The 22,855-nt window shown below is 71.5% G+C and carries 23 protein-coding genes; 10 read left to right on the plus strand and 13 right to left on the minus strand.

Annotated features, from left to right (window positions below):
• Positions 1 to 50 precede the first annotated feature (50 nt).
• The gene (locus ACZ60Q_RS24395; RefSeq protein ID WP_469638390.1) at positions 51 to 872 is read right to left on the minus strand and encodes a PhzF family phenazine biosynthesis protein; all 822 of its coding nucleotides are present in this window, start codon (positions 870 to 872) and stop codon (positions 51 to 53) included.
• A 567-nt stretch (positions 873 to 1,439) separates the two neighbouring features.
• Positions 1,440 to 1,835: a RidA family protein gene (locus tag ACZ60Q_RS24400; RefSeq protein WP_469638877.1), complete on the minus strand. Its 396-nt coding sequence runs from the start codon at positions 1,833 to 1,835 to the stop codon at positions 1,440 to 1,442.
• A 134-nt stretch (positions 1,836 to 1,969) separates the two neighbouring features.
• On the opposite strand from ACZ60Q_RS24400, the gene ACZ60Q_RS24405 reads away from it, so the two are divergent.
• A complete protein-coding gene (locus tag ACZ60Q_RS24405) occupies positions 1,970 to 2,971 on the plus strand; it encodes a helix-turn-helix transcriptional regulator (RefSeq protein WP_469638393.1) in 1,002 nt (333 codons plus the stop codon).
• On the opposite strand, the gene ACZ60Q_RS24410 is transcribed toward ACZ60Q_RS24405, so the two are convergent.
• The 3 genes from ACZ60Q_RS24410 to ACZ60Q_RS24420 all read right to left on the minus strand — a co-directional run bounded on the left by ACZ60Q_RS24410 (position 2,926) and on the right by ACZ60Q_RS24420 (position 4,470).
• On the minus strand, positions 2,926 to 3,507 hold the full coding sequence (locus tag ACZ60Q_RS24410; RefSeq protein ID WP_469638396.1) for an FBP domain-containing protein: 582 nt from the start codon (positions 3,505 to 3,507) through the stop codon (positions 2,926 to 2,928). The two genes, ACZ60Q_RS24405 and ACZ60Q_RS24410, sit on opposite strands and share 46 nt — an antisense overlap.
• 124 nt (positions 3,508 to 3,631) lie before the next feature.
• A complete protein-coding gene (locus ACZ60Q_RS24415; RefSeq protein ID WP_469638399.1) occupies positions 3,632 to 4,063 on the minus strand; it encodes an RNHCP domain-containing protein in 432 nt (143 codons plus the stop codon).
• Between the two features lie 26 nt (positions 4,064 to 4,089).
• Entirely contained in the window at positions 4,090 to 4,470 is a 381-nt protein-coding gene (locus ACZ60Q_RS24420) for an RNHCP domain-containing protein (protein ID WP_469638402.1), read from the minus strand.
• A gap of 458 nt (positions 4,471 to 4,928) precedes the next feature.
• On the opposite strand from ACZ60Q_RS24420, the gene ACZ60Q_RS24425 reads away from it, so the two are divergent.
• Complete coding sequence (locus tag ACZ60Q_RS24425) at positions 4,929 to 5,537, plus strand: PadR family transcriptional regulator (protein WP_469638405.1); 609 nt, start codon at positions 4,929 to 4,931, stop codon at positions 5,535 to 5,537.
• A gap of 76 nt (positions 5,538 to 5,613) precedes the next feature.
• Here ACZ60Q_RS24425 and ACZ60Q_RS24430 read toward each other — a convergent pair whose 3' ends face one another.
• Positions 5,614 to 6,045 carry a type II toxin-antitoxin system Rv0910 family toxin gene (locus tag ACZ60Q_RS24430; protein ID WP_469638408.1) on the minus strand — a complete coding sequence of 144 codons (432 nt, stop codon included), beginning with the start codon at positions 6,043 to 6,045 and terminating at the stop codon, positions 5,614 to 5,616.
• 79 nt (positions 6,046 to 6,124) lie between these two features.
• Complete coding sequence (locus tag ACZ60Q_RS24435) at positions 6,125 to 6,319, minus strand: hypothetical protein (RefSeq protein WP_469638411.1); 195 nt, start codon at positions 6,317 to 6,319, stop codon at positions 6,125 to 6,127.
• Positions 6,320 to 6,562: 243 nt separating this feature from the next.
• On the opposite strand from ACZ60Q_RS24435, the gene ACZ60Q_RS24440 reads away from it, so the two are divergent.
• From ACZ60Q_RS24440 to ACZ60Q_RS24450, 3 genes are all read left to right on the plus strand, one after another.
• Entirely contained in the window at positions 6,563 to 7,123 is a 561-nt protein-coding gene (locus ACZ60Q_RS24440) for a peptidase (RefSeq protein WP_469638414.1), read from the plus strand.
• 94 nt (positions 7,124 to 7,217) lie between these two features.
• Positions 7,218 to 8,249, plus strand: coding sequence for an EamA family transporter (locus ACZ60Q_RS24445; protein WP_469638416.1), 1,032 nt, complete (start codon positions 7,218 to 7,220; stop codon positions 8,247 to 8,249).
• A 159-nt stretch (positions 8,250 to 8,408) separates the two neighbouring features.
• Entirely contained in the window at positions 8,409 to 9,368 is a 960-nt protein-coding gene (locus ACZ60Q_RS24450) for a DMT family transporter (protein ID WP_469638419.1), read from the plus strand.
• Positions 9,369 to 9,425: 57 nt separating this feature from the next.
• On the opposite strand, the gene ACZ60Q_RS24455 is transcribed toward ACZ60Q_RS24450, so the two are convergent.
• Positions 9,426 to 10,121, minus strand: a complete 696-nt coding sequence (locus ACZ60Q_RS24455) for a pyridoxamine 5'-phosphate oxidase family protein (protein WP_469638421.1) — start codon at positions 10,119 to 10,121, stop codon at positions 9,426 to 9,428.
• A 35-nt stretch (positions 10,122 to 10,156) separates the two neighbouring features.
• On the opposite strand from ACZ60Q_RS24455, the gene ACZ60Q_RS24460 reads away from it, so the two are divergent.
• Positions 10,157 to 11,488, plus strand: a complete 1,332-nt coding sequence (locus ACZ60Q_RS24460; RefSeq protein WP_469638424.1) for an aminotransferase class I/II-fold pyridoxal phosphate-dependent enzyme — start codon at positions 10,157 to 10,159, stop codon at positions 11,486 to 11,488.
• Here ACZ60Q_RS24460 and ACZ60Q_RS24465 read toward each other — a convergent pair.
• Complete coding sequence (locus ACZ60Q_RS24465) at positions 11,475 to 12,542, minus strand: DMT family transporter (RefSeq protein ID WP_469638428.1); 1,068 nt, start codon at positions 12,540 to 12,542, stop codon at positions 11,475 to 11,477. The genes ACZ60Q_RS24460 and ACZ60Q_RS24465 overlap by 14 nt on opposite strands.
• Before the next feature lie 74 nt (positions 12,543 to 12,616).
• Between ACZ60Q_RS24465 and ACZ60Q_RS24470 the strand changes: the two genes are divergently transcribed.
• Entirely contained in the window at positions 12,617 to 13,531 is a 915-nt protein-coding gene (locus ACZ60Q_RS24470; RefSeq protein ID WP_469638431.1) for a LysR family transcriptional regulator, read from the plus strand.
• Positions 13,532 to 13,577: 46 nt separating this feature from the next.
• Here the strand turns inward: ACZ60Q_RS24470 and ACZ60Q_RS24475 are convergent, their stop codons facing one another.
• On the minus strand, positions 13,578 to 14,048 hold the full coding sequence (locus ACZ60Q_RS24475; protein WP_469638434.1) for a pyridoxamine 5'-phosphate oxidase family protein: 471 nt from the start codon (positions 14,046 to 14,048) through the stop codon (positions 13,578 to 13,580).
• 179 nt (positions 14,049 to 14,227) lie between these two features.
• On the opposite strand from ACZ60Q_RS24475, the gene ACZ60Q_RS24480 reads away from it, so the two are divergent.
• The gene (locus tag ACZ60Q_RS24480; protein WP_469638437.1) at positions 14,228 to 14,896 is read left to right on the plus strand and encodes a cysteine hydrolase family protein; all 669 of its coding nucleotides are present in this window, start codon (positions 14,228 to 14,230) and stop codon (positions 14,894 to 14,896) included.
• Here the strand turns inward: ACZ60Q_RS24480 and ACZ60Q_RS24485 are convergent.
• From ACZ60Q_RS24485 to ACZ60Q_RS24495, 3 genes are all read right to left on the minus strand, one after another.
• A complete protein-coding gene (locus ACZ60Q_RS24485; RefSeq protein ID WP_469638440.1) occupies positions 14,883 to 15,332 on the minus strand; it encodes a Rieske (2Fe-2S) protein in 450 nt (149 codons plus the stop codon). The genes ACZ60Q_RS24480 and ACZ60Q_RS24485 overlap by 14 nt on opposite strands.
• Positions 15,333 to 15,666: 334 nt before the next feature.
• On the minus strand, positions 15,667 to 17,154 hold the full coding sequence (locus ACZ60Q_RS24490; RefSeq protein WP_469638443.1) for an SLC13 family permease: 1,488 nt from the start codon (positions 17,152 to 17,154) through the stop codon (positions 15,667 to 15,669).
• A gap of 253 nt (positions 17,155 to 17,407) precedes the next feature.
• Positions 17,408 to 18,160: an IclR family transcriptional regulator gene (locus ACZ60Q_RS24495; RefSeq protein ID WP_469638446.1), complete on the minus strand. Its 753-nt coding sequence runs from the start codon at positions 18,158 to 18,160 to the stop codon at positions 17,408 to 17,410.
• 99 nt (positions 18,161 to 18,259) lie between these two features.
• On the opposite strand from ACZ60Q_RS24495, the gene ACZ60Q_RS24500 reads away from it, so the two are divergent.
• Together ACZ60Q_RS24500 and ACZ60Q_RS24505 are read left to right on the plus strand one after the other, a co-directional pair.
• Positions 18,260 to 19,426 (plus strand): pyridoxal-phosphate-dependent aminotransferase family protein, encoded by a 1,167-nt coding sequence (locus tag ACZ60Q_RS24500; protein ID WP_469638449.1) that lies wholly within the window; start codon positions 18,260 to 18,262, stop codon positions 19,424 to 19,426.
• Between the two features lie 49 nt (positions 19,427 to 19,475).
• Positions 19,476 to 22,445 (plus strand): FAD-binding and (Fe-S)-binding domain-containing protein, encoded by a 2,970-nt coding sequence (locus ACZ60Q_RS24505; RefSeq protein ID WP_469638452.1) that lies wholly within the window; start codon positions 19,476 to 19,478, stop codon positions 22,443 to 22,445.
• The last annotated feature ends 410 nt before the right edge of the window (positions 22,446 to 22,855 follow it).

Raw genomic sequence — 22,855 nt, forward strand, 5'->3', positions numbered from 1 at the left:
TCAGGGCGGCGAGGGGGTGCGCCCGAGATTCGGCGCACCCCGACGGGCCGTCAGAATGTGGTGAGCAGTTCGCCGTCGATCACCGTGACCGCCGTGCCCGTCAGCAGGGTGCGCTCGCCGCGCAGCGCGGTGCGGACCAGTCCCGAGCGGGCGGACGCCTGGAGGCCGGTGAGATCGTCGCGGCCGAGGCGGGCCGACCAGAAGGGTGCCAGCGCGGCGTGGGCGCTGCCGGTGACCGGGTCCTCGTCGATGCCGACGCCCGGGAAGAAGCCGCGCGAGACGTAGTCGTAGCCCCGGGCGGGGTCCTCGGCGGCGGCGGTGGCGATGACACCGCGCCGGGAGTGGGCCACCAGCGCGGCGAAGTCCGGGGCGAGCGCCCGTACGGCCGCCTCGTCGCGGAGCTCGACGAGCAGGTCGCCGATGTGCTCACCGGTGTCGTGCACCGAGAGGGGGTCCGCCCCGAGGGCGTCGGCGAGGCCGTACGGCACCGGCTCCTCGGTCAGTGGGGAGGTGGGGAAGTCGAGGGTGAGAGCGCCGTCCTGCCGGGCGGTCGCGCTCAGGATCCCGCAGCGCGTGGCGAAGCGCACCGGGCCCGTGGCCAGGCCCGTGGTGTGCAGGACGTGGGCGGTGGCGAGCGTCGCGTGCCCGCACATGTCCACCTCGGTGGCCGGAGTGAACCAGCGCAGCGCCCAGTCGGCCGCGCCGCCCCGCGGCAGCGGGTGGGCGAAGGCCGTCTCGGAGAGGTTGACCTCGGCGGCGATCTCCTGCAGACGTTCGTCGGCCGGGAACGTACCGCCGTCCAGCAGGAGTACGCCGGCGGGGTTTCCGGAGAAGGGGCGGTCGGTGAACGCGTCGACGATGCGAATCCTCATGGGGCGACCGTAGATCGCCGGGGCGGAGGCGGGCCAAGGCCAATTCCGGGTGTCTGGCCCCTGTCCGTCGTGTCGGAGCGGCCGTGCCCGGCGGGGGTTCGCGGCTCACCGATGACCTCCCGGGCCCGACGGAGTCTTCAGGAGGAGAACGTACGTGCCCGGAAGGGGAGAACGTACGCGTCCGGAAGGGGAGAGCATGCTCGTCCAGTACCGGAGCGTACGCGTCCCGTCACGGGAGAGAGGCATGCGTACCCTCGCCATCACCCAGGACGTCACCGTCGACGGCTCGATCGAATCGAAATGATCACGGGACTGGTTCGATCCCCGGGGCAGGCGGGCGTGGACATGAGTGACGTCCTGGAGGAGAGCCATCGGCAGGACGACCGCGCCGACGCACTGTTCCTGGGACAGCGGACGTTCGAGGGACTTCCGCGGCTACCGGTCGCCCAGGATCGACCGGGCGGTATCCCCTCGGGGTCCCTGATGCGGAGCACCGGAGGTCGACTCACCGCCCGTACCGTTCCCGCCGGTTGGGGCGGCACGAACGGTGCGGGCGGTGAGGCCGCGTCACGCGACGGCGGTGCCCTCGAGCTCGACCAGCTGACCGGGGACCGCCAGTCGCTCCACCCCGAGCAGGGTGCTGGCCGGCGCCACCTCGGCCGCGCCCAGTCGCCCCGCCAGCTCGCCGTAGTGCTGGAGGAGCAGATCGACGTCGGTCGTGTAGACGTTGAGGCGGACGACGTTCGCCAGAGACATGCCCGCCTCGCTCAGCACGGCCTCCAGATTGTCGATGCTCAGTGTCAACTGCGCCGCCATGTCACCGTCGTGCTGGGGCTTGCCGTCGTCGCTCATCGCGGTCTGCCCCGAGGCGTACAGGGTCCGGGTCTGACCGGAGACGACTTCCCCCTGGTTGAACCCCAAGTCCACCGACCACGTGCCCGGGTTGACGGCCGTTCGTTCCAGTGCCACTTCGGCTCCATTCGATTCATGGGAGTACGGAGGTGCGTCGGCCCGGCAGTCGCCGGCCTCGACGTCGTACGGGGAGCCTTCCAACAAATGACGACACCCTTGGTCAGGTATTTCGCTACCGTCTCCGCATGCGCGCCGACCGATTGGTCTCGTTGGTACTGCTGTTGCGTCAGCGCGGCCGGCTGACCGCCGACACGCTGGCCCGCGAGCTGGAGGTGTCCACCCGTACCGTGCTGCGCGACATCGAGGCGCTGTCCGCGGCCGGTGTCCCGGTCTACGCCGAACGGGGCAGGCACGGCGGGTTCGCCCTGTTGCCCGGTTTCCGGACCGAACTCACCGGGTTGAACCACGAGGAGACCCTCGCCCTGTTGGCCGCCGGATCGGGGCGCGGGGAGCAGGTGTTCGGCCTCGGGCCGGCGCTCGCCTCGGCCATGCGGAAGGTGGTCGATGCGTTGCCCGAAAGCCATCAGGCCGCCGCGAGCGACGCGGCCCAGCGGCTTCTCGTCGACCCGGAGACCGACCTGCTCTCACGCAGGCCGGTCTCCGATCAGGTACCGGGCACCACCATGATCGAGGTCCGCCGGGCCGTGCTCTCCGGCCGCAAGCTGCGCATCCACTACGCGGCCACGGGCCAGGCGCCGCAGTGGCGCACGGTGGACCCGATCGGTCTGGTGACCGTTCGGGACCGGGGCTACCTGCTGGCCACGAGGTCCGGCGCGGACCGCACCTACCGGCTGTCACGGGTGTTGGCCGCCGAAGAACTGCCCGAGCCGGCCCAGCGGCCGAACCAGGTCGATCTGGACCGGATCTGGCGGGAGCGTTCCGCGCGGTTCCTCTCCGGGGGCGACCACGTCACCGTACTGGTACGGGTGGACCCGGCGCGGCGGGAGGAGCTGCTGGGTACCGTGCTGGCCGTCCGCGCGGAAGATCCCGACACGGACGGCCGGCCACTGCTGGAGGTCACCTTCCAGGACACACGGCACGCCGAGTGGGCGCTGTGGCGGCTCGGCACGGATGCGGAGGCCCTGGCCCCGCAGTCCTTGCGCAGCGCCCTGCGCGACCGCGCCGCCACGCTCGTGGCCCGTTACGGGGCCCCGCCCCGGGAGCCGCTCGCGCCGGGCCGTCCCTGAAGTCGCCCTGAGGCAGGTCGCACGTCGATCGGGGCCTGCCGCGGTGCGGCGACCGAACGGACGAAGGTGATCGTGCGTGAGCGCAGGCCTTCCCGGCGCGACGTGATGATCTCGTCGACCGGACGCCCGAAGGCTTCACGGCCCGGTGTGCCGTGCACCTTCACCGCGCAGTCGAGATCGGTGCACAGGAGAAGACCGACCGCGTTGAGGCGCTCGCGTTTGTCACGTGACGGGCGTTGGGCGGTGAACAGCGAGACCTCGTTGAAGCGGCGGGCGAACCGGCACAGGTCGCACATCACCGCGCGCGAACCGTGCGCCGAATCGTTCGGGGCCTGCCGCAGCAGCACTCCCCGTGCCTGGCCGTCGTCCTCGGTGAGGAGGTAGGCGCGCTTCGGGGCGCGTAGATCTCTCCACCCGAGGTAGTCGATCCGGTGCCATCGGACATCGTCGAACCAGGCCGGCAGCCGGACCTTCTTCGCGGACGGGTCCGGGTTCACGATCGCGCCGCGCACCTCTTCCCTGGTCATGGGGCGCATGGCTTCTCCTCGCGAGTCGCACATGAGTGCGGTCTGTAGGGGGGTGTGGGGTGCGGGAACCCCGAGCGTCGAGGCGTGGGGGCGTGGGCGTTCTGTGACGCGGCATCGCGCGTGACGGGCCGGGTCACGGCGCGAGCCGCATGCGATGGGTGATGCCGGGGTCCCGCAGGGGTTTGAGCGCCAGACGCACCAAGGCCAGTGCGTTGTCGTCACCGGCGATGCGATTGGCGCTGAGCCCACCGCAGGAAACGCACTGGTGGATGATCAGCCACTCGCCGCCGGGCCTGACCGACATGCCCAGTGCTTCCATCCGGGCGCGGCAGTCCGCAGCCCGGTCGCCCGGCACCCGTCGGTCGACGTGCAGGCTGACCAGGCAGTTCGGGCAGTGATTGCGATGAGTGGTGCCGGGCGCGTCCACGGACACGTCCAGCCGGCAGCCCGCGCACCGGAAATCGTGTCCCCGGTGCCCTCCCTGGCTGTGCAGGACGTCCTTGTACCGCTGTGGCCGCCGCGCGGCCCGGGCGCGGCGACGGGTGTTCTTCGCTCGTCTCGGCATGGTCGGTCCTCTCCCTTCCTTCCGGTTCAGAGGTCGCCGAACGCTTCGAGCGGAAAGGGAGGTTGCGCCAGTGGCTGTACGGCCAACCGCATCAGGATGAGCTGGTTGTCGTCCGCTCGGGTGGTGTGCGAGGTCAGCTCGTCGCAGCGCTCGCACCGGTGAATGACCATCCAGCCGCCCGTACGCGGCACGGCGACGGCGATCGGCGACATCCGGCCCCGGCAGTCGTCGGAGCCGCCCTCGGCGGGGTCGAGAACGTGCTGGAACCGCAGGCATGACGGGCAGTGATGGCGCGGTGAGCCGTCGTCGGCGGCGGCGGACACGGTCCGGCCGCACCACGCGCAGGAGGAAGCGCTGCTCAGGGAGGTGTGTGGAGTGTTTGAGAGAGTTCCGTTGGTGCTGGACACCCGGGGTGCTCCTTGCTGGGAAGTCTGTGATGACAGCAAGAGCAGGCCGAGCGGCCTCGACGAAGGCGCCGCCGACCCCGTACGACGCGATATGCGGGCGGGGGCAGGGGCTGATTCAGTGCACCGGAGGGTCACGTCCGGGCGCCGTCCGAGGAGGACGGCAGCAGAAAGACGGACTACTGGCTAGACGGTGCAGCGAGGCGCGCGCGGCGCGGGCCGGAACATAAAAATCTCTCTTTTCCAGGGCGCGGAAGCCCAGAACAGACCGAGGAACGCCGTCAGCGTAACCACGGCCCGGTCGAGGGGCCAATGATTTTATCGGGCACCGCTTCACCCTCGTGAGCAGCGAAGCCGTGTCTCCGGCACTCGGGGTGTCGTCGGCGATGACCTTGTCATTCGATAGCTCCCGATATATCGTTGACGCATCGCGACAGATCGACGATGGAAGGAGCGTAGAGATGCGTTCACATGGACATGGATACGAGCACGGGCCGGGGCACTGCGGGCCCGGTCATCACGGTCGAGGCGGGAGTGACGGTCGTCGGGCCGCTTTCGGGCCGTTCGGGCCGCCGTTCGGCGGCGGCCCCTTCGGTGGCGGACGCGGCCGGGGTGGCGGCGGTCGGGGACGGGCGCGGCGCGGTGATGTGCGGGCGTCGATCCTGGCCCTGCTGAAGGACCGCCCGATGCACGGATACGAGATGATCCAGGAGATCGGCGAGCGCAGCGGCGGGGCCTGGCGTCCCAGCCCGGGCTCCGTCTACCCGACGCTCCAGCTGCTGGAGGACGAGGGCCTGATCGTCAGCGCCAGCGAGGGCGGAAGGAAGCTGTTCACGCTCACCGACTCCGGGCGGAGCGAGGCCGAGACCGGCCCCGAGGCTCCGTGGGAGGAGGCCGGGCGCGGTATGGACTGGGAGGGCGTCAACGAGATCCGGCAGGCCGGCTTCGGCCTGATGGAGGCGTTCGGGCAGGTCTGGAAGACCGGATCCGCCGATCAGCGGCAGAAAGCGCTGACGGTCATCAACGACGCGCGCAAGAAGCTGTACCTGATCCTCGCTGACGAGCACTGAGCGCGCTCCGTCGGCCGGGGGCGGGAGGCCGCGCGGGACGATTCCGCGGGGCCTTTCCCGTGCCGCGCGGGCGTGGTCAGGAGGTGACGAGCGCGCCGAGCTTGCGCAGCGACTCCTGGAGCGCCGCCGTCGCCGAGTCCTTGAGCTTGCCGCCCATCAGCGAGACCGCGGCACCGGTGAACTCCCCGTCGATGCGCATCGTCGTGACGTTTCCCTCCGGGGTCAGGGAGTACCGCATGGCCAGGCTGACCCCCATCGGACCCTTGCCCCGGGTCGCCAGGAGGCGGCCCTTCTCCAGGCCGTCGACCGTCCAGGTCACCTCGGCGGGGAAGCCCATGAGCTTCATGTTCTCCTCGTAGGTGGCCGCGAGCTCCAGTTCGGCCGGGCCGCCCCTGGGGAAGCTGGTGTGGGTGGCGTTCCACTCCCCGTACGACGAGAAGTCCGTCAGGCGGCCCCAGACCTTCTCGGCGGGCGCCTCGATGCGTGCCTCGGCGCTGACTTCAGCCATGCGACCACCCCTGGTTCGTCCGGTTCCGGTGTCGCGGAAGGTAGCGGGGGCCGCGCCAACATTCAATACTGATGAGCCGTCAGAGCCGTTGGGGCTGCCGGTTCCGCCAGATCACCGCGGCGTCGAACTTGTCCGACGCGCGGGGGTGGGGCCCCTCGTCGTGGCAGTGGAAGGCCGTCCAGAAGAGATCAGCGGGCAGGGCGTCGTCGGGTGCGTACACACGGTAGACGTACTGCAGCCCGTCCTGGGCGAGCAGCGCGACCATCCAGAACAACCCGTTCCTCCCCTCTCGCCCCCGCGGTGTGTGTGGCGTGAGGGACGTGCGTGCGGGGGCCTGCGGTTGCCGCGGGGGCGTGAGATGCAAGGCGGCGCGCGCTCCGGACCGTCGTGGTTGTGCCGTTCGGCACGATCTCATCCGCAAGGATGACGGACCGCTCCGATGTCCCCACCTTCGGTGGGATGCCCAATGGGCCGCTCCGGGGATGCCTTTCGGTCGCGGGACTGATGGGGTAGAGGTGTGCAAAACCGGACGCCGCGCATGCCTGACCAGCCCGCACCGAACCACGCCGAGATCGATGCCCGTTTCACCGCGGAACTGGCATCGGTGCTGACGGGGGCGCGCAGGCGCGCCCTGCGCGACGGTGACCGGCAGATCGACACCGCCCACCTGCTGCATTCGCTGATCGAGACGGACCCCGAAGTCCGGGAGGCCTTCGACGGCGGGTCCCGGTTGGCCAAGGTGCTGGGCTATCTCGTCCAGCGCAGCATCGGCTACGGGCTCCGCTGGCAGGGCTCCGTCGAGGACTCCGGCGCCGTTCCGGTGGTGCGCGATCCGGCGGTCGACGGCTGGTCCCCCTCGGCCCTCGCCGCGATGGAGTACGCGCTCCACCGTGCGGCATCGCGCGGCGAAGCGCGCGCCGCCGGCCTCGATCTGCTCGCCGCCCTGGCGGCCGACACCGAGTGCCGTGCGGTGGAGGTGCTCGCCCGCGGTGGCGTGGACGCGCGGTGGCTGGCGGACCGGGTGGCCGTGCTCACCGCCGATACCGCGCGAGAGCGATGGTCGCTCCGTGACGGGTGATGCGTGAGTCCCCTCCCGTGGTCGCGGTCGGGGACACCGTCTCGACAGGTGTCACAGGGGTGACGGTGCTGTCGACTGCTGTCATGATGTGCCGATGCAAGCGTCTTCGGGATTCCAGGGCAGAAGTGCCGGGCTGGGCCTCGCACTGGTCTCGGCCTTCGCGTTCGGCGGTTCGGGAGTGGCGGCCAAGCCGCTGATCGAGGCGGGGCTCGACCCGCTGCACGTGGTCTGGCTGCGCGTCGCGGGCGCCGCTGTCATCATGCTCCCGGTCGCCTGGCGCCACCGGAATCTCGTACGGGAACGCCCCGCGTTGCTGGCCGGGTTCGGCCTGTTCGCGGTGGCCGGGGTACAGGCCTTCTACTTCGCCTCCATCTCCCGCATCCCGGTCGGTGTGGCGCTCCTGGTGGAATACCTGGCGCCCGCGCTGGTCCTCGGCTGGGTCCGCTTCGTGCAGCGCAGGCCCGTCACCCGGGCCGCCCTGGCCGGCGTGGTGCTGGCGGTGGGCGGCCTGGCGTGTGTCGTCGAGGTCTGGTCCGGGCTCAAGTTCGACCTGCTCGGCCTGCTGCTCGCACTCGGCGCGGCCTGCTGCCAGGTCGGCTACTTCGTCCTCTCCGACCACGGCGGGCAGGACGGCACGGGTGGCGGGGGCAAGCACGCCGAGCCTCCGCACCCCGTCGGTGTCATTGCGTACGGACTGATCGTCGGCGCGGCCGTCCTCACCGTCGTCGCCCGCCCCTGGGGCATGGACTGGTCGCTGCTCGCCGGCAGCGCGGGCATGAACGGCAACGAGGTTCCCGCCTGGCTGCTGCTCGGCTGGATCGTGCTGCTCGCCACCGTGCTCGCGTACGCCACCGGGGTCGTCTCGGTGCGGCTGCTCTCGCCCCAGGTGGCCGGGGTCGTCGCCTGCCTCGAAGCGGTCATCGCGACCGGCCTGGCCTGGGTGCTGCTCGGCGAGCACCTCTCCGCGCCGCAGCTCATCGGCGGATTCGTCGTTCTGACCGGTGCCTTCATCGCCCAGTCCGCCGCGCCGAAGCCCCCGTCGGGCCCCGTCGCCTCCGGCGTCGGCACCGGCGCGGTGGCCGGAACCGTCGAGGGCGAGTTGTCCGGCGGCCGGGCCTCGCATTAATGTGCCGATCATGCATCTGACTGTGCTGCCGCCTCCTGCCGCTTAGCGCGGGCGGCCACTCCTGACGAAGACCGGGCTCGGGCAGTCCCCGAGCGGTTCGTCGCTGCCCGCGTGCGGAGCCGAGCGACCCACCACCCCGTCCTCCTCTGGAGAAGTCACATGTCCATCCCTGTTGCTTCCGCGCTGCCCGTCGGGCGGAGCATGCTGTACCTCGTCGTCGCCGGAGTCGCCTGGGGCACCGCCGGTGCGGCCGCGTCCCTGATCTTCCGGGTCAGCGACATCGGCCCCCTCGCCCTGTCCTTCTGGCGTTGCGCGGGCGGTCTTCTTCTGCTCGCCGGGGCGCTCGCACTGCGTCCCCGCAGGGCGCCCCGGGTGCCCGAACCCCGGCGTCGCCGACTGCTCCGGATCCTCGGTACCGGCATCGGCCTCACCGTGTTCCAGAGCGCCTACTTCGCGGCGGTCGAGGTCACCGGCCTCGCCGTCGGCACCGTCGTCACGCTCGGCGCCGGGCCCGTCCTGATCGCCGTCGGGGCGCGACCGCTGCTGGGCGAACGCCTCGGCCGGGGCGGCCTCGTCGCCGTGACCGGCGCGCTGACCGGGCTCGCCGTGCTGGTCCTGGGCGGCGAGGGCGGCGACGTCGTGCCGGCCGGGGTGCTCCTCGCGCTGCTGTCCGCCTCCGGGTACGCGGCCATCACGCTGCTCACCCGCCTGCTCGGGCGGGACGGCGGCGGCGGTGACGCGCTGACCACCAGCGCCTGGGCGTTCGGTATCGGTGCGGTGGGCCTGCTGCCCATGGCCATGGCCGAGGGGCTGGTGCCGCACACCGCCGAGACGGGGCAGGTGCTGTGGCTGCTGTTCTATGTGGCCGCGGTCCCCACGGCGCTCGCCTACGCGCTGTACTTCGCGGGGGCGGCCGCCGTCCGATCGGCCACCGTCTCCGTGATCATGCTCCTGGAGCCGGTGAGCGCGGCCGTCATCGCGGTGACCGTCCTGCGGGAGCGCCTGACGGCGGCCACGGTCCTCGGCACGCTGCTCCTGCTGACCGCCGTGGCCGGACTGGCCCTCGCGGAGGCGCGCGGCGCGGCGGCGGCCCGCCGGGAGGAGGCACCGGCGGTGTGACGGTCCCTGCCCGGCGGGCGGTACTGGTCGCGGCGGCGATGGCCGCCGCGACCTCGGTCAGAGTGCGGACAGGTAGTCCGGTACGCCGATGGCCGGATCCATGTCGTCCGCGGGGACCGGCGCGGCATAGCCCCGGGTGAGCGGCACGATGCCGGTCCAGTGGGGGAGGGTGCTGTCCTCGGGCTCGTCGTTGGGCCCGCCGGTGCGGACCTTCGCGGACACCTCGTCCAGGTCCAGCCGGATCACCGCCGTCGCGGCGAGCTCCTTGGCGTCGGCCGGCCGGGAGTCGTGGGAGCGGCCGGGCACGGCCTGGTCCACGATCGCGTCCAGGGCGAGCCGTCGCTCCTCGGGGTCGGTCACCGTCATCGCGGTGCCGTGCACCACCACCGAGCGGTAGTTCATCGAGTGGTGGAAGGCGGATCTGGCCAGCACGAGGGCGTCGACATGGGTGACTGTCAGACAGACCGGCAGCCCCGGGTCGGCGCTCTTCGCCGACCGCAGTGGTCGTGAGCCCGTCGAACCATGGACGTACAGCCGCTCTCCTATCCGGCCGAACAGGGTCGGCAGGACGACCGGGGCGCCGTCGCGCACGAAGCCCAGGTGGCAGAGGTAGGCCTCGTCGAGGATGGAGTGGACCAGCTCGCGGTCGTAGGAAGCGCGCTCCTTGGACCGGGTGGGCACGGTGCGGTCGGTGGGCACATAGGGGGCGGCGACGCCGGAGCCCGTGCCGTCGGGCGTTGCGGTGTGCTGCATGGCGAACTCCATTGCACTAGTGCATACTATTGTTTGTGCTAGGAGAATATCGGATCAGTGGGCGGCGCGCATCGGAGATCGCCGCCAGCGTGGAGCGCGGGGTCGGCTCCGGAGACCTTCCGCCGGGCCATGCGCTGCCCCCCATGCGGGAGTTGGCGGCGCGTCTGGAGGTCAACCCCAATACCGTGGCCGCCGCCTACCGGACGCTGCGCGAGCGCGGCGTGATCGAGACGGCCGGACGCCGAGGCAGTCGGGTGCGTCCGGCCCCGGCGAGCACGTCGCGCGGATCGCTGCGGATCGAATCGCCCCCGGGCGTACGGGACCTCGGCGAGGGCAATCCCGACCCGGAGCTGCTGCCCGACCTCGGGCCGGCGCTCGCCGCGGCCGCGGCCGCCGACGCGGCGAGCCCCGGTCTGTACGGGCAGGCCGCGGTGGTCGCGGAGTTCGCCGCGTACGCCCGCGCCGTGATGGACTCCGACGGGGTCCCCGCAGGGCCGGTCGCCGTGACGTCCGGAGCCCTGGACGCGATCGAGCGGGTCCTCGCGGCGCACCTCAGGCCGGGCGACGCGGTGGCGGTGGAGGACCCGGGCTGGGGCGGCTTGCTCGACCTCGTGCCGGCGCTCGGGCTGCGCGCCGTACCGGTCGGCGTGGACGACTCCGGGCCGCTGCCCGCGGATGTGGAGCGGGCGCTGAGGGCCGGGGCGCGGGCCCTCGTCGTCACCGACCGGGCGCAGAACCCGACCGGGGCGTGCCTTGACGCGCCGCGCGCCCGGGAGCTGCGCGCGGTCCTCGGGCGCCACCGGGACGTGCTGCTGATCGAGGACGACCACGGGCACGCCATCGTCGACCTGCCGCTGCACCCGCTGGCGGGCGTGACGACCCACTGGGCGTTCATCCGCTCGGCGGCCAAGGCGTACGGCCCCGATCTGCGGGTCGCCACGCTCACCGGGGACGCCGTCACGGTCGACCGGGTGGCGGGGCGGCAGCGGCTCGGGCCCGGCTGGGTCAGCCGGCTGCTTCAGCGCGCCGTGCTCCATCTGTGGACCTCGGGCGCCATCGACACCCGTGCGGTGTCCCGTTCCTACGGCGACCGCCGGGACGCGCTCGTCCACGCCCTCGCGGAGCGTGGCGTGGTGGCCCGAGGCCGCAGCGGGATGAATGTGTGGGTGCCGGTGAGCGACGAGACCGGAGCGGTCGCCCGGTTGCTCCACGCGGGCTGGGCCGCGGCGCCCGGGGCCCGCTTCCGGCTGGACACGCCCCAGGGGGTGCGGCTCACCGTCTCCCCGCTGACCGCGGCGGACATCGGGCCCCTGGCGGACGCGGTGACCGCAGCCGCGGGTCCCGCACGGCCGGTCAGCTACGGCTGAGACCGGCGGCGTCCGCGTCCGGCGGGACGGCTCGGTTCGCCGCGGGCTCCGGTGCGGCGGCGACCGGAGGTCCCGCGGGCTCCGGTGCGGCAGAGCGGGCGCGGCTCTGGGTGAGGGCCGCCCCGACGAGGACGATCAGGGCCCCTACCGGAGTGTTCCAGCTCAGCTGTTCGCCGAGCAGCGCGACGCCCGCCGCCGTCGCGATCACCGGGATGAAGTACGTGACCATCTGGGCCGTCGTCGGTCCGACCTCCTGGACCAGGCCGTACTGGAGCAGTACCGCGAGACCCGTGCCCAGCGTGCCCAGGGCGAGCACCGAAAGGGTCGGGAGCAGCGGGAAGGACGTGGGCGCCGAGGTGAACAGCGGTGTCACCACCGCCAGTTGCAACGTACCGAGGAAGAGCTGGCTGCCGGTCAGCGCCAGCGTCGACGATCCCGTTCCGGCCAGGGTGCGGCGGACGTAGATCCAGCCGACCGGATAGCAGAACGAGGCGAGCAGCGCCATGCCCGTACCCGGCAGGTCCAGGCCGGAGAAGCCCTGCCAGGCGCCCAGCACCGTGAGGACGCCGAGGAAGCCGACGCCGAGACCGGCCACCCGGCGGCGGGTCGGGCGGTCCTCCGACAGGGCGAGAACCGAGAGCGCCATGCCCCACAGCGGTGAGGTCGCGTTGCAGATCCCGGCCAGCGTCGAGGGGATCGTCAGCTCCGCGTAGGAGAAGAGCGAGAACGGCAGCGCGTTGAGGAGGAGAGCCGCGACCGTGAGGTGCCCCCAGGTCCGGACGGAGCGTGGCAGCCGCTCCCGGCGCATCGCCATCGCGGCGACCAGCACCGCCGTGCCGGCCAGCAGTCGGCCGAAGGTGACCTGGAACGGGGCGTAGCCCTCGGTCCCGACCTTGATCAGCAGAAAGCTGAACCCCCAGATGAGTGAGAGCCCCGCGAACCGGATTCGCCAGTCGAGGGTGGGGCGCCGGGCGGTCGGCGCGGTCGGGGTCGGGACGGGCGGGGGAGGTGCTGGCGCCGGGACCGTGGCCCTCGGCTCGCAGGGAGCGTTCATGAGGTTCACCCTGACGAAGATGACGTCGTAGGACAAGCGAATCTTTCTGTGCTTGTTCGCGTAGCATCGCTTACATGTTGAACCTGGAGCGGCTGCGCACGCTGGATGCCCTCGCCCGGCACGGCTCGGTGAGCGGGGCGGCCGACGGACTGCACGTCACGACATCGGCGGTCTCTCAGCAAATGGCTAAGCTGGAGCGGGAGGTGGGTCAGCGGCTGCTCGCCAGGAACGGCCGCGGAGTCCGCCTCACCGATGCCGGCCGGCTGCTCGCGGACCACGCCGCGCGGATCCTGTCGCAGGTGGAGCTGGCCCAGTCCGACATCGAGGCGCAGCGTGGCGAGGTCGTCGGCGAGGTACGGATCTGCGCCTTCCCGACCGCGGCCCGCGGGCTGTTCCCCGCGCTGCTCACCTCCCTGCGCGCGGACCACCCCGAACTCACCGTCCGCACCCGGGAGCTGGAGCCCGAACAGGGGCTGCGCGCGGTGCTCCGCGGCGACGTCGACCTGGCCGTCGTGCTCGACTGGAGCAACAAGCGGCTGCCCGTTCCCGGCGGGCTGGCCAAGGCCGAACTCCTCGACGACGCCCCGGACATCGCCATGCCGGCCGGACATCCGCTGGCGGACCGTGACGAGGTGGAGCTGGAGGACTTCGCGGACGACCCGTGGGTGTCCTGGCCCGAGGGAGAATTCTGCTACGAGTGGCTGATGTTCACTCTGCGCTCCCGGGGTATCGAGCCCCGCATCGCCCATCTGGCAGGTGAGCACCACACCCAACTCGCGCTGGTCGCTGCCGGGTTCGGTGTCTGCGTGGCTCCTCGGCTGGGACGCGGCCCGGTCCCCGAAGGTGTGCGACTGGTGCCGGTGCGGCAGACCATGCGGCGGCACGTCCACGCGGTCTGGCGCACGGACGCGGACCGACGGCCGTCGGTCCGTGCCGCGGTGAAGGCGCTGCGGGCGGCGGGCGTGGGCGTGGCGGCGGGCGGGGGCTGAGCCCCGGCGGGGCGGGGCGGGGCCGGGGTCGGTCGGGTGCGGGGGATCAGGCGGGATCGGCGAGCTTGCGAAAGTCCCACGAGGTGATCGTCTCCGGGGTGAGCCGCAGCCAGGCATGCCGTCCGTCGTGCGGCATCTCCGTCATGCCGAAGTACTTCACGGGGAACAGCCGCTCCGGCTCCACCAGTTCGGGGCAGGGCTCGCCGGTGCGGGGTGCCTCGCCGACGAACTCCGCCCGGCCGGTGAGCTCCACTCCGCGCAGCTCCGCGTACCCCTCGCCGTCGTCCACGATCACGGCGATCCTGGCGTCCCCGCGCAGCTGGGACCAGCGCAGGCTGCGCGTGATGGAGTACAGCCAGAGGGAGCCGCCGTCCCAGACGAACCACAGAGCGCCGATGTGCGGGGCCCCGTCGGAGCCGAGCGTCGCCACCCGGCAGGTGCGCTGTTCGACGAGATAGGCGTCCCGCTCCCCGGGTGTCATCATGATCCGGCGGCCTCGTCGCTGGGTGTCGGTCATGGCCGCCCTCTCCTGAACTCTGACTGGGTGTCAGAAATCATGGACGCTCTTCCCCCGTGGCGCAATGGCCGCTACTCTCGCGCCCGGCCCGACCGCGGAAGTCCGCCCGCCACCGGACACCAGGAGGGGGGAGCCGGACTCCAGTAGGGAACCGGACTCCAGGAAAGGAAGGAGCGCCCGTGCCGTCGAGGCGATCACCGGAGCGGCTCACCGAACTGCTCGACCCCGCCACCACCGTCCTGCTGACCGTCGAGTGCCAGCAGGGTGTCGTGGGGCCGGACAGCGCCCTGCCCGAACTCGCGGCCGCCGTCCGGTCGTCGGGCTCTCTCGCCAACATCGCCCGCCTCGTCGTCGCCGCCCACGAGAGCGGGGTCCAGGTGATGCACGCGGTCGCCGAGAGCCGGCCCGACGGCCGCGGCGGCAACCGCAACGCCCGGCTCTTCCGCGCCGCCGCCCGGCTGCCTGTCCAGCAGCACACCGGCAGCACAGCCGTCCGGATCGCGCCCCCCATCGAGGTGGCCGACGAGGACCTCGTGGTCCGCCGGCTGCACGGCCTCTCGCCGCTGGCCGGCACCGACGTCGACCCGCTGCTGCGCAACCTCGGCTGCCGGACGCTCGTCGTCACCGGCGTATCGGCCAACATCGCGATTCCCAACGCCGTCTTCGACGCGGTCAACCTCGGCTACACGGCCGTCGTGCCGGCCGACGCCATCGCGGGAGTGCCCGCCGAGTACACCCCCGCGATGGTCCGCAACACGCTCGCCCTGGTCGCCACCGTCACCACCACGGACGCCGTACTCGGCACCTGGAAGCGACCGCGCGGGCAGGGGGCGGCTACGCCAGCCTGATCGAGTCGCCCTCGACGGTGATCTCACGGGCGGGCAGCGGCTGGGTGGCGGGCCCGCCGGTCGGGCTGCCCGTGGTGGCGTCGAACGTGGAGTTGTGGCAGGGGCATGTGATCGTGCCGCCCGAGACGTCCTTGACCGCGCAGCCCTGATGGGTGCACGTGGACGAGAACGCCTGGAACTCGCCCGGCTGCGGCTGGGTCACCACGACCTTCTGCGCGGCGAAGACCACTCCGCCGCCCACCGGGATGTCCGTGGTCGCGGCGAGCACCTCTCCGCCCTTCCCGCCGTCGCTCCCGGGCTGCTCGACCGTGTCCGAGTCTCCCGAACCGTCCGATCCACCGCACGCGGTGAGTGCGGCAGCCGCTCCGGCCGCTCCCGCCGCGGCGACGACCGAGCGGCGTCCAAGGAGGCTCCGGCGCTCCTGCGTTGCGCTCATCGCGGCATTCCCTTCGTCGGTGTCCCAGGTCTTCAAGGCTTCGGTCAGGGGTACGTGCCCCGGCGGCGTGCTGTTCACGCAGGGGCGCCGGATCACCGCTGGACGGCCCCGTCGGCCGGGGGCGGTTTCGCCGGCGGTTGCTGCCGGCACCAGGAGGGTTCACGTTGCTGGTGGTCGGACGACCGGAGGACCGGGGCCCCTGCCCGCGCCGCCGGCCCCGGCGCCGAGGTGATCCGGAAGAGCGAGTGGCAGTCCGGCCGTACCGGCGGCCACCAGCGCCGGCACCGCGTCCGCGGGGCTGGTGCTGGTGGCGCCTCCTGTTCGTGTTCGTCGCTCAGAGCCAGCCGGGCAGGACGAAGATCAGCCAGGTGACCAGCGGCGTGACCGCGGCCATGCAGAGTCCCCACTGCATCAGTCGCCGGAAGACCACTTCGCGTTGCTCATCGGGAGCGCTCGCCGTGACCAGCGCACCACTGGTGGAGATGGGAGAGGAGTCCACGACGGAGGAGGAGACGGCGAGTGCCGCGATCAGCCCGATCGCACCGATCTCGCCGCTGAGGAGGAACGGGATGGCGATCGGGACGAGTGCGCCGAGGATCCCGGTGGTGGAGGCGAAGGCGGAGACCACGGCGCCGATCAGGCAGATCAGCAGTGCGCCGATCAGGGGTGTTCCGATGCCCGCGACCTCCCTGCCGAGATGGTCGATGGTTCCGACGCGTTCCATCACGCCGACGAACGTCACGATGCCGCACACCAACAGCACGGTGGACCAGGCGCAACGGTCGACGGCTCCCTCGGCGGATGCGGGGGACAGGAGGGTCAGCGCCACCGCCACCGTCAGGGCGAGCAGTCCCACGTTGAGGTCGAAGAACAGCGCCCCGACGACGAGGCTGAGCAGGCCGAGGAGCGTGAGCAGGCGGATCGGGTTGAGGCGCGGTGCCGCGCCGCCGGGGTCCGCGTCCGGAAGGAGGGCGGTGCGAACGCCAGGTTGCGTGATCGTGAGGGTCGTGGGGCCGATGGCGGGTGGAACGCCGTCGCCGCCCGTGGTCCTACCGTCGGCCGGCGTCGTGCCGACGCGCGGTGCGGGGACGGCGTGCGGTGCTGGAACGGCGTGCGGTGTCGCGACGGTGCCGCCCGGCGGTCCCACCGCTCCGGGAGACTTGACGCCGTCGCCGTCGCCGGGTCCTGCTCCGGGTGCCGCGTCGTGTGCCCGGCGGCCGATGAGCTGCCGCCCGCCGAAGAGGAAGAACACGACGACGCTGAGGGCGACGTTGAAGGCGAAGGTGCTGACGAACAGGAACGCGGGGCTTCCCGGCAGGCCGCTGCGTTCGACCACTCCGTTGGTGATGCTGCCGAAGATGCCCAGCGGCGAGAACCCCCCGGCGCTGGCGCCGTTGATGACGAAGAGGCCGAGCAGTACGGGATGGATCCGGTGCCGTGCGGCGAAGCCCATGCCGAGCGGGGCGACGAGGGCCACGGCTGCCGGGACCACCGCGCCCACACCGGTAAGGGTGGCGGTGATCAGGAACATCACCCAGGGGATGAGGGCGATCCTGCCCCGTACAGCCCGGGTCGAGGCGTGGACGAGCCAGTCGACCGTTCCGTTGTTCTTCGCGATGGCGAACAGCAGGGTGACCCCGACGAGGACGACGAACAGGTCGCCGGGGAACCCTTGGAAGATATCGTCCGCGGACTGCTCGAAGAAGAGCGTTCCGGTGATGAATGCCGCGGCGATGGCGAGCGCTCCCATATGCGCCGAGGTGAAGGTCGCGAGAGTGAAGATCAGCACTAATGCGATGAGAGCGATGACGTGATCGGACACGAGGGTTCCTCGCCTTCGGTCGAAGGTCACTGTCCGGACGCGCGGAGCCCCCTCGCCGAGGCGAGCAGGTGGGGCGGGCGGCGTGGGACGGAGCGCGGCGGCCTGAGGTGTGGCATACCACCGACGCCCATGAATTCCGCTATGCGGAATCTGAATTCCGTGATGAGGGGTATGGAAGACCCGTCCGACATGGTTCGTCAAGAGGTGTCACGGAAGTTCCCCGAGGCTGCCGATGGCCGCCCGCCCCGTCCGGTCAGTCGCCCCGCGTCCGCCTCAGTGCCTCGCCCACTGTCTTCGCCGCCTCGCGCAGCAACGCCCCGAAGGCGGCCCGGGAGTCCTCGGTCATCCTGCTCGTGGGTACGTTGACGCTGATGCTCGCCACCGGGCTCCCGGCGTCCCCGAGGACGGCGGCGGCGACCGCGGAGACGTCCGAGCGCCACTCGCCCGCATTGGTCGCATAGCCGCGCAGCCGGATCTCCGCCAGCTCGGACCGCAGTCGCCCGGGGTCGATGACCGTCGCCTCGGTGAAGCGGGCTAGCCCGTCGGTGATGTGGCGCTCGACGGTCTCGTCGGAGCTCGCCGCGAGCACCGCTTTGCCGTTGGCCGACGCGTGTGCCGGCAGGTTCTGGCCGAGCGGCAGGATGATGCGCACCGGCTTGCTCGTCTCCAGCCGCTCGATCAGGACGATGTTGCCGCCCTCCGGTACGGCGAGGTGCACGGTCTCGTCCGTCTGGCGTCGTAGCTCCTCCATCACCGGTACGGCGATGTCGCGCAGTCCGAGCTCACCGGTCGCCCTCCGGCCCACGTGCAGGGCCTTGGTGCTGACCATCCAGCGGGTGGGTGTTCCCGTCGCGGGTCGGATCCAGCCCGCGGTGTGCAGGGTGAGCAGCGCTCTCTGCACCGAACTCTTCGGGGATTCCATGGCTCGCGCCAGGTCCGCGACCCCGACCGGCTGCCGCGCCGCGACCTCCTCCAGCACGCGCAACGCATGGAGAACGCTCTGCATCCATTGACTCCCTCGCTCAGCCACACCTATGCTCCGCCGTGCCACTTGATGGTACGTCGTGCCACATCATGGCACAACATCTTCGGAGGTGTTTCTCGAATGCCTGCTCGCACCGGACGCCACTTCCTCCAGATCCCCGGCCCCACGAACGTCCCGGACCAGGTCCTTCGCGCCATGGCCGCGCCCACGATCGACCACCGGGGGCCGGAGTTCGCGGCCCTGACGGCCCATCTGCTCGAAGCGGTCAAGCCCGTGTTCGGCACAACGGGCCCCGTCGTGATCTATCCCGCCTCCGGCACGGGAGCCTGGGAGGCCGCACTCGTCAACACCCTGAGCCCCGGCGACCCTGTGCTGTGCTTCGAGACCGGGCACTTCGCCACCCTCTGGCAGGACATGGCCGGGGCCCTCGGCCTGAACGTCACCTCGGTGCCCGGCGACTGGCGCCACGGAGCTTCGCCGGAGGAACTCGAACGTCGGCTCGCCGCGGACTCCACCCACTCCATCAAGGCCGTCTGCGTCGTCCACAACGAGACCTCGACCGGCGTCACCAGCAGAATCGCCGACATCCGCGAGGCCCTCGACAGCACGGGCCACCCGGCCCTGCTCCTCGTCGACACCATCTCCTCGCTGGGCTCCATCGACTACCGGCACGACGCCTGGGGCGTCGATGTCACGGTCGCCGGATCGCAGAAGGGACTGATGCTCCCTCCGGGGCTCAGCTTCAACGCCGTCAGCGACAAGGCGCTCGCCGCGTCGAAGACCTCCCGGCTGGCGAAGTCCTTCTGGGACTGGGCACCTGTCCTCGAAGCCAATCGGCGCGGCTTCTTCCCCTACACCCCGGCCACCAACCTCCTCTACGCGCTGGCCGAAGCGCTGGACATGCTCGCCGCCGAAGGGCTGCCCCAGGTCTACGCCCGGCACGCCCGGCACGCCGCGGCGACCAGGGCCGCCGTCCGTGGCTGGGGACTGGAGGTGCTCTGCGCCGACGAGCGCGAGCACTCCGGATCGCTCACCGCCGTCCTGATGCCCGAGAACTGCGACGCGGACGAACTGCGTGCAGTCGTCCTGGAGCGGTTCGACATGTCCCTGGGAGCGGGACTCGGCCGGCTCTCCGGGCGTGTCTTCAGGATCGGGCACCTGGGCCACTTCAACGACCTCACCCTCGCCGGAACCCTGGCCGGCGTGCAGATGGGCCTCGACCTCGCAGGGTTCCCGTCGGACCCGGCCGGGCTCGACGCCGCACTGCGAGTCCTGCGCACCTCGTGACGCCGCACCGGCCCCCGCCCCCGCCCACCACACCAGCCGGAGCCGCCCCATGACCTCCCGTAGAAAAGGACCGAACCCATCGTCCGGGCAGTCGGCGGACCCGACCGCCCAGCACGACCTGGAGCAGCGCCTGCGCCGCGACCTCGACGGTGACGTGGCGTTCGACGACTACACCCGCCACCTCTTCTCCCGCGACGCCAGCATGTACGCCATCACCCCCCGCGGTGTGGCCTTCCCCCGGCACACCGGCGACATCGAAGCCGCGGTCGCGGCCGCCGCCGAGTACGACGTACCGCTGCTCGCACGCGGGGCCGGCACCAGCCTCGCCGGGCAGACGGTGGGGCCCGGACTCGTCCTGGACCTGTCCCGCCACATGAACCGCATCCTGGAACTGGACCCCGAGGCGGGGACCGCACTGGTCGAGAGCGGCGTAGTCCAGGACCAGCTCAACCGGGCGGCCGCACCCCACGGCCTCATGTTCGGTCCCGACACCTCCACCAGCAGCCGCGCCACCATCGGCGGAATGATCGGCAACAACTCGGCCGGCAGCGGATCACTGCGCTACGGCATGACCATCGACCACGTCCGCGCACTCGACGTCACACTCTCCGACGCCTCCACGGTCCGCCTGGAACCCGTCGACGAAGCCGAACGCGCCCGCCGTGCCGAGCTCCCCACCCTGGAAGGCCGGCTCTACCAGGAGCTGCCGCGGCTCGTCCGGGACAACTCCACCGCCATCGCCGAGGGATTCCCCCAGTTCTGGCGCCGTGCCTGCGGCTACCGCCTCGACCGCCTCGCCAGGAAGGACGCCCCGTTCGACCTGGCGAAGTTCATCGTCGGCTCCGAGGGAACCCTCGCCGTCACCTCCCGCGCGGTCGTCGATCTGGTGCCGAAGCCCCGCCACACCGTGATCGCCGTCGGTCACTTCACCTCCGTGGCCGCGGCCATCGAGGCCACCGAGTCCGCGCTGTCCTGCGATCCGGCGGCCGTGGAGCTGATGGACCGGACGATCCTGGACCTCTCCCGGCAGAAGATCGAGTACGCGTCCCTGGGGAACCTCCTCCAAGGCGATCCCGAGGCGCTGCTGTTCGTCAGCTTCACCGGCGACGACGAGACCGGGATACGCGACCGGATGCGGCAGTTGACGACGCTGTGGAAGCAGTACGGCCATGGCTACCACACGCTCCAGGCCGTCACCCCCGCCCAGCGCGGCGCTCTGTTGAAGGTCCGCAAGGCGGGCCTCGGACTGCTCATGGCCGCGGGTGAGGGAACCCGCCGGCCTCTGGCCTTCATCGAGGACACAGCGGTCGACCCCGTCCACCTCGCCGCCTACACCCGCCGCTTCAAGGAGATCCTGGACCACCACGACCTCTCCGCGGGCTTCTACGGACACTGCTCCGTCGGCTGCCTGCACATCCGGCCCTTCGTCGACCTCACCGACCCGGACCAGGTCCGCACCATGCGGGCCGTGGCCGAGCAGATCAAGGACCTGGTCCGTGAATACGGCGGTGTCAACTCCAGCGAACACGGGGACGGCCTGGCCCGCAGCGAGTTCAACCGGGAGATCTTCGGCGACGCGCTCTACGAGGCGATGCGCCAGGTCAAACGTATTTTCGACCCGCATGACCGGATGAATCCGGGCAAGATCGTCGACGCGCCCGCCATGACCGACCATCTCCGCGACCCCGCCCTTCCCCCGGCCCCCGAACTGCGTACCCGGCTGGCCTTCGACGTCGTCGGCGGTATGCGGGGCGCGGCCGACCGCTGCATGAACATCGGACTGTGCCGCAAGAGCGGAAGCGGCGCGATGTGTCCCTCCTACATGGCCACCCGCAACGAGGAGGACTCTACCCGGGGCCGTGCGGGCGCACTGGTCAAAGCGCTCTCGGAACCGGACCCCCGCAGAGCGCTGGGGGACGAGCGGCTCCACGAGGTACTCGATCTGTGCCTGATGTGCAAGGCGTGCAAGAGCGAGTGCCCGCTCGGAGTGGACATGGCCGCGCTGAAGGCAGAGGCGCTCTCCCACCACCACGACCTGCACGGTGTGCCCGCCCGCTCACGACTCTTCGGCTCGATCCGCCTCCTCAACCGGCTCGGATCGGCCACCGCGCCCCTCTCCAACGCCGCGGCGGCGCTGCGCCCCGCCCGGTGGCTGATCGACCGCCGGCTGGGCATCACCCCGGCCCGGCCGCTGCCCCGCTTCGTCCGCCGCAACCTGGTCCGCTGGTTCCGCGGCCGCGATACCGCGCACAAGGCCCGACGCCCCGTGTCCCAGGGTGTCGTCACCTATCTTGCCGACTCCTTCACCACGTACACCGAGCCGACGATCGGCAGCGCCGCCATCGAACTGCTGGAGCACGCCGGATGGGAGGTGCGTCTGGAGAGCCGGGGCTGCTGCGGCCGCTCCAGCCTCTCCAAGGGCCTCATCGACGACGCCAACGAGAAGGCATTCGGACTCGTCCACCTCCTCACCGAGACGACACCGGCCGGATCGCCCGTGGTCGGCTGCGAACCCTCCTGCCTCATGACCCTGCGCGACGAGCACCGGACGATGCTGCCCGACGACACCGCCGTCCAGGACATCGCCGCACGTGTCCGGCAGGTCGAGGAACTCCTGCTCGAAGCCCTGGACGACGGACGGCTGGAACTCGGCGCGGACGCCTGGCCCGCTGGCAGGCGGTTCCTCTACCACGGCCACTGCCACCAGAAGGCAGAGGTCGGCACGGCGGCGACCGTCGAACTGCTCCGCCGGATCCCCGGCGCCGAAGTGGTCGAACTCGACGCCGGCTGTTGCGGGATGGCGGGCTCTTTCGGTTTCGAGTCCGAGCACTACGACCTCTCGATGACGATCGGCGCGGACCGCCTGTTCCCGGCCGTCGACGCGGAGCCCGAGGACACGGTCATCGTGGCCACCGGAGTCTCCTGCCGCCAGCAGATCTTCCACGGTACCGAACGGAACGCCTGGCACCCGGTCCAGCTGATCCACGCAGCCCTGTCCACCCCGGAGACGCCCGGCTGAGCCCGGCCGGTCCACCGCCTTCAACGACGAGATCCGTCCGAGGGCGGCGATGGCGGGGCGTCAGGCCCTCGGGCGTGAAGTGAATCCGCGGTATGGACACTCCGTCGGAAGGCGGGTCCGGCCATCGCACCCGCGGGCCGCCGTGCGAACAGCAGAGGGGAACAGGCCACTACCACCAGCGCGAAGGGATACGCCGTACCGGCGGATCGGCCGTGCCGCCGTTCGTGACTCCCGTGCCACTCACCCTTCCGGGAGTCATCGCGGACATGGATCGCTGACATGGATCGCTGACATGGTGATCCGCCTCCGGATGGGCGCTGTCGCGTACGCGCGGGAGTATGGTTCTATCCGGCCAGGCAGAGGCGGTACGGGAGGCTCGTTCGTGCGAAAAGGCGACCGCAGACGGAGCC

Source organism: Streptomyces sp. NPDC104313, assembly GCF_055583985.1.

Excerpts from the sequence above, each read along its gene's own strand:
- ACZ60Q_RS24395 (WP_469638390.1), bottom strand. The coding sequence starts at position 872 with ATGAGGATTCGCATCGTCGACGCGTTCACCGACCGCCCCTTCTCCGGA.
- ACZ60Q_RS24485 (WP_469638440.1), bottom strand. The coding sequence starts at position 15,332 with ATGAGCGCAACGCAGGAGCGCCGGAGCCTCCTTGGACGCCGCTCGGTC.
- ACZ60Q_RS24410 (WP_469638396.1), bottom strand. The coding sequence starts at position 3,507 with ATGCGCCCCATGACCAGGGAAGAGGTGCGCGGCGCGATCGTGAACCCG.
- ACZ60Q_RS24430 (WP_469638408.1), bottom strand. The coding sequence starts at position 6,045 with ATGGCTGAAGTCAGCGCCGAGGCACGCATCGAGGCGCCCGCCGAGAAG.
- ACZ60Q_RS24465 (WP_469638428.1), bottom strand. The coding sequence starts at position 12,542 with ATGAACGCTCCCTGCGAGCCGAGGGCCACGGTCCCGGCGCCAGCACCT.
- ACZ60Q_RS24450 (WP_469638419.1), top strand. The coding sequence starts at position 8,409 with ATGTCCATCCCTGTTGCTTCCGCGCTGCCCGTCGGGCGGAGCATGCTG.
- ACZ60Q_RS24470 (WP_469638431.1), top strand. The coding sequence starts at position 12,617 with ATGTTGAACCTGGAGCGGCTGCGCACGCTGGATGCCCTCGCCCGGCAC.
- ACZ60Q_RS24405 (WP_469638393.1), top strand. The coding sequence starts at position 1,970 with ATGCGCGCCGACCGATTGGTCTCGTTGGTACTGCTGTTGCGTCAGCGC.
- ACZ60Q_RS24475 (WP_469638434.1), bottom strand. The coding sequence starts at position 14,048 with ATGACCGACACCCAGCGACGAGGCCGCCGGATCATGATGACACCCGGG.
- ACZ60Q_RS24500 (WP_469638449.1), top strand. The coding sequence starts at position 18,260 with ATGCCTGCTCGCACCGGACGCCACTTCCTCCAGATCCCCGGCCCCACG.
- ACZ60Q_RS24425 (WP_469638405.1), top strand. The coding sequence starts at position 4,929 with ATGCGTTCACATGGACATGGATACGAGCACGGGCCGGGGCACTGCGGG.
- ACZ60Q_RS24415 (WP_469638399.1), bottom strand. The coding sequence starts at position 4,063 with ATGCCGAGACGAGCGAAGAACACCCGTCGCCGCGCCCGGGCCGCGCGG.
- ACZ60Q_RS24505 (WP_469638452.1), top strand. The coding sequence starts at position 19,476 with ATGACCTCCCGTAGAAAAGGACCGAACCCATCGTCCGGGCAGTCGGCG.
- ACZ60Q_RS24495 (WP_469638446.1), bottom strand. The coding sequence starts at position 18,160 with ATGCAGAGCGTTCTCCATGCGTTGCGCGTGCTGGAGGAGGTCGCGGCG.
- ACZ60Q_RS24445 (WP_469638416.1), top strand. The coding sequence starts at position 7,218 with ATGCAAGCGTCTTCGGGATTCCAGGGCAGAAGTGCCGGGCTGGGCCTC.
- ACZ60Q_RS24455 (WP_469638421.1), bottom strand. The coding sequence starts at position 10,121 with ATGCAGCACACCGCAACGCCCGACGGCACGGGCTCCGGCGTCGCCGCC.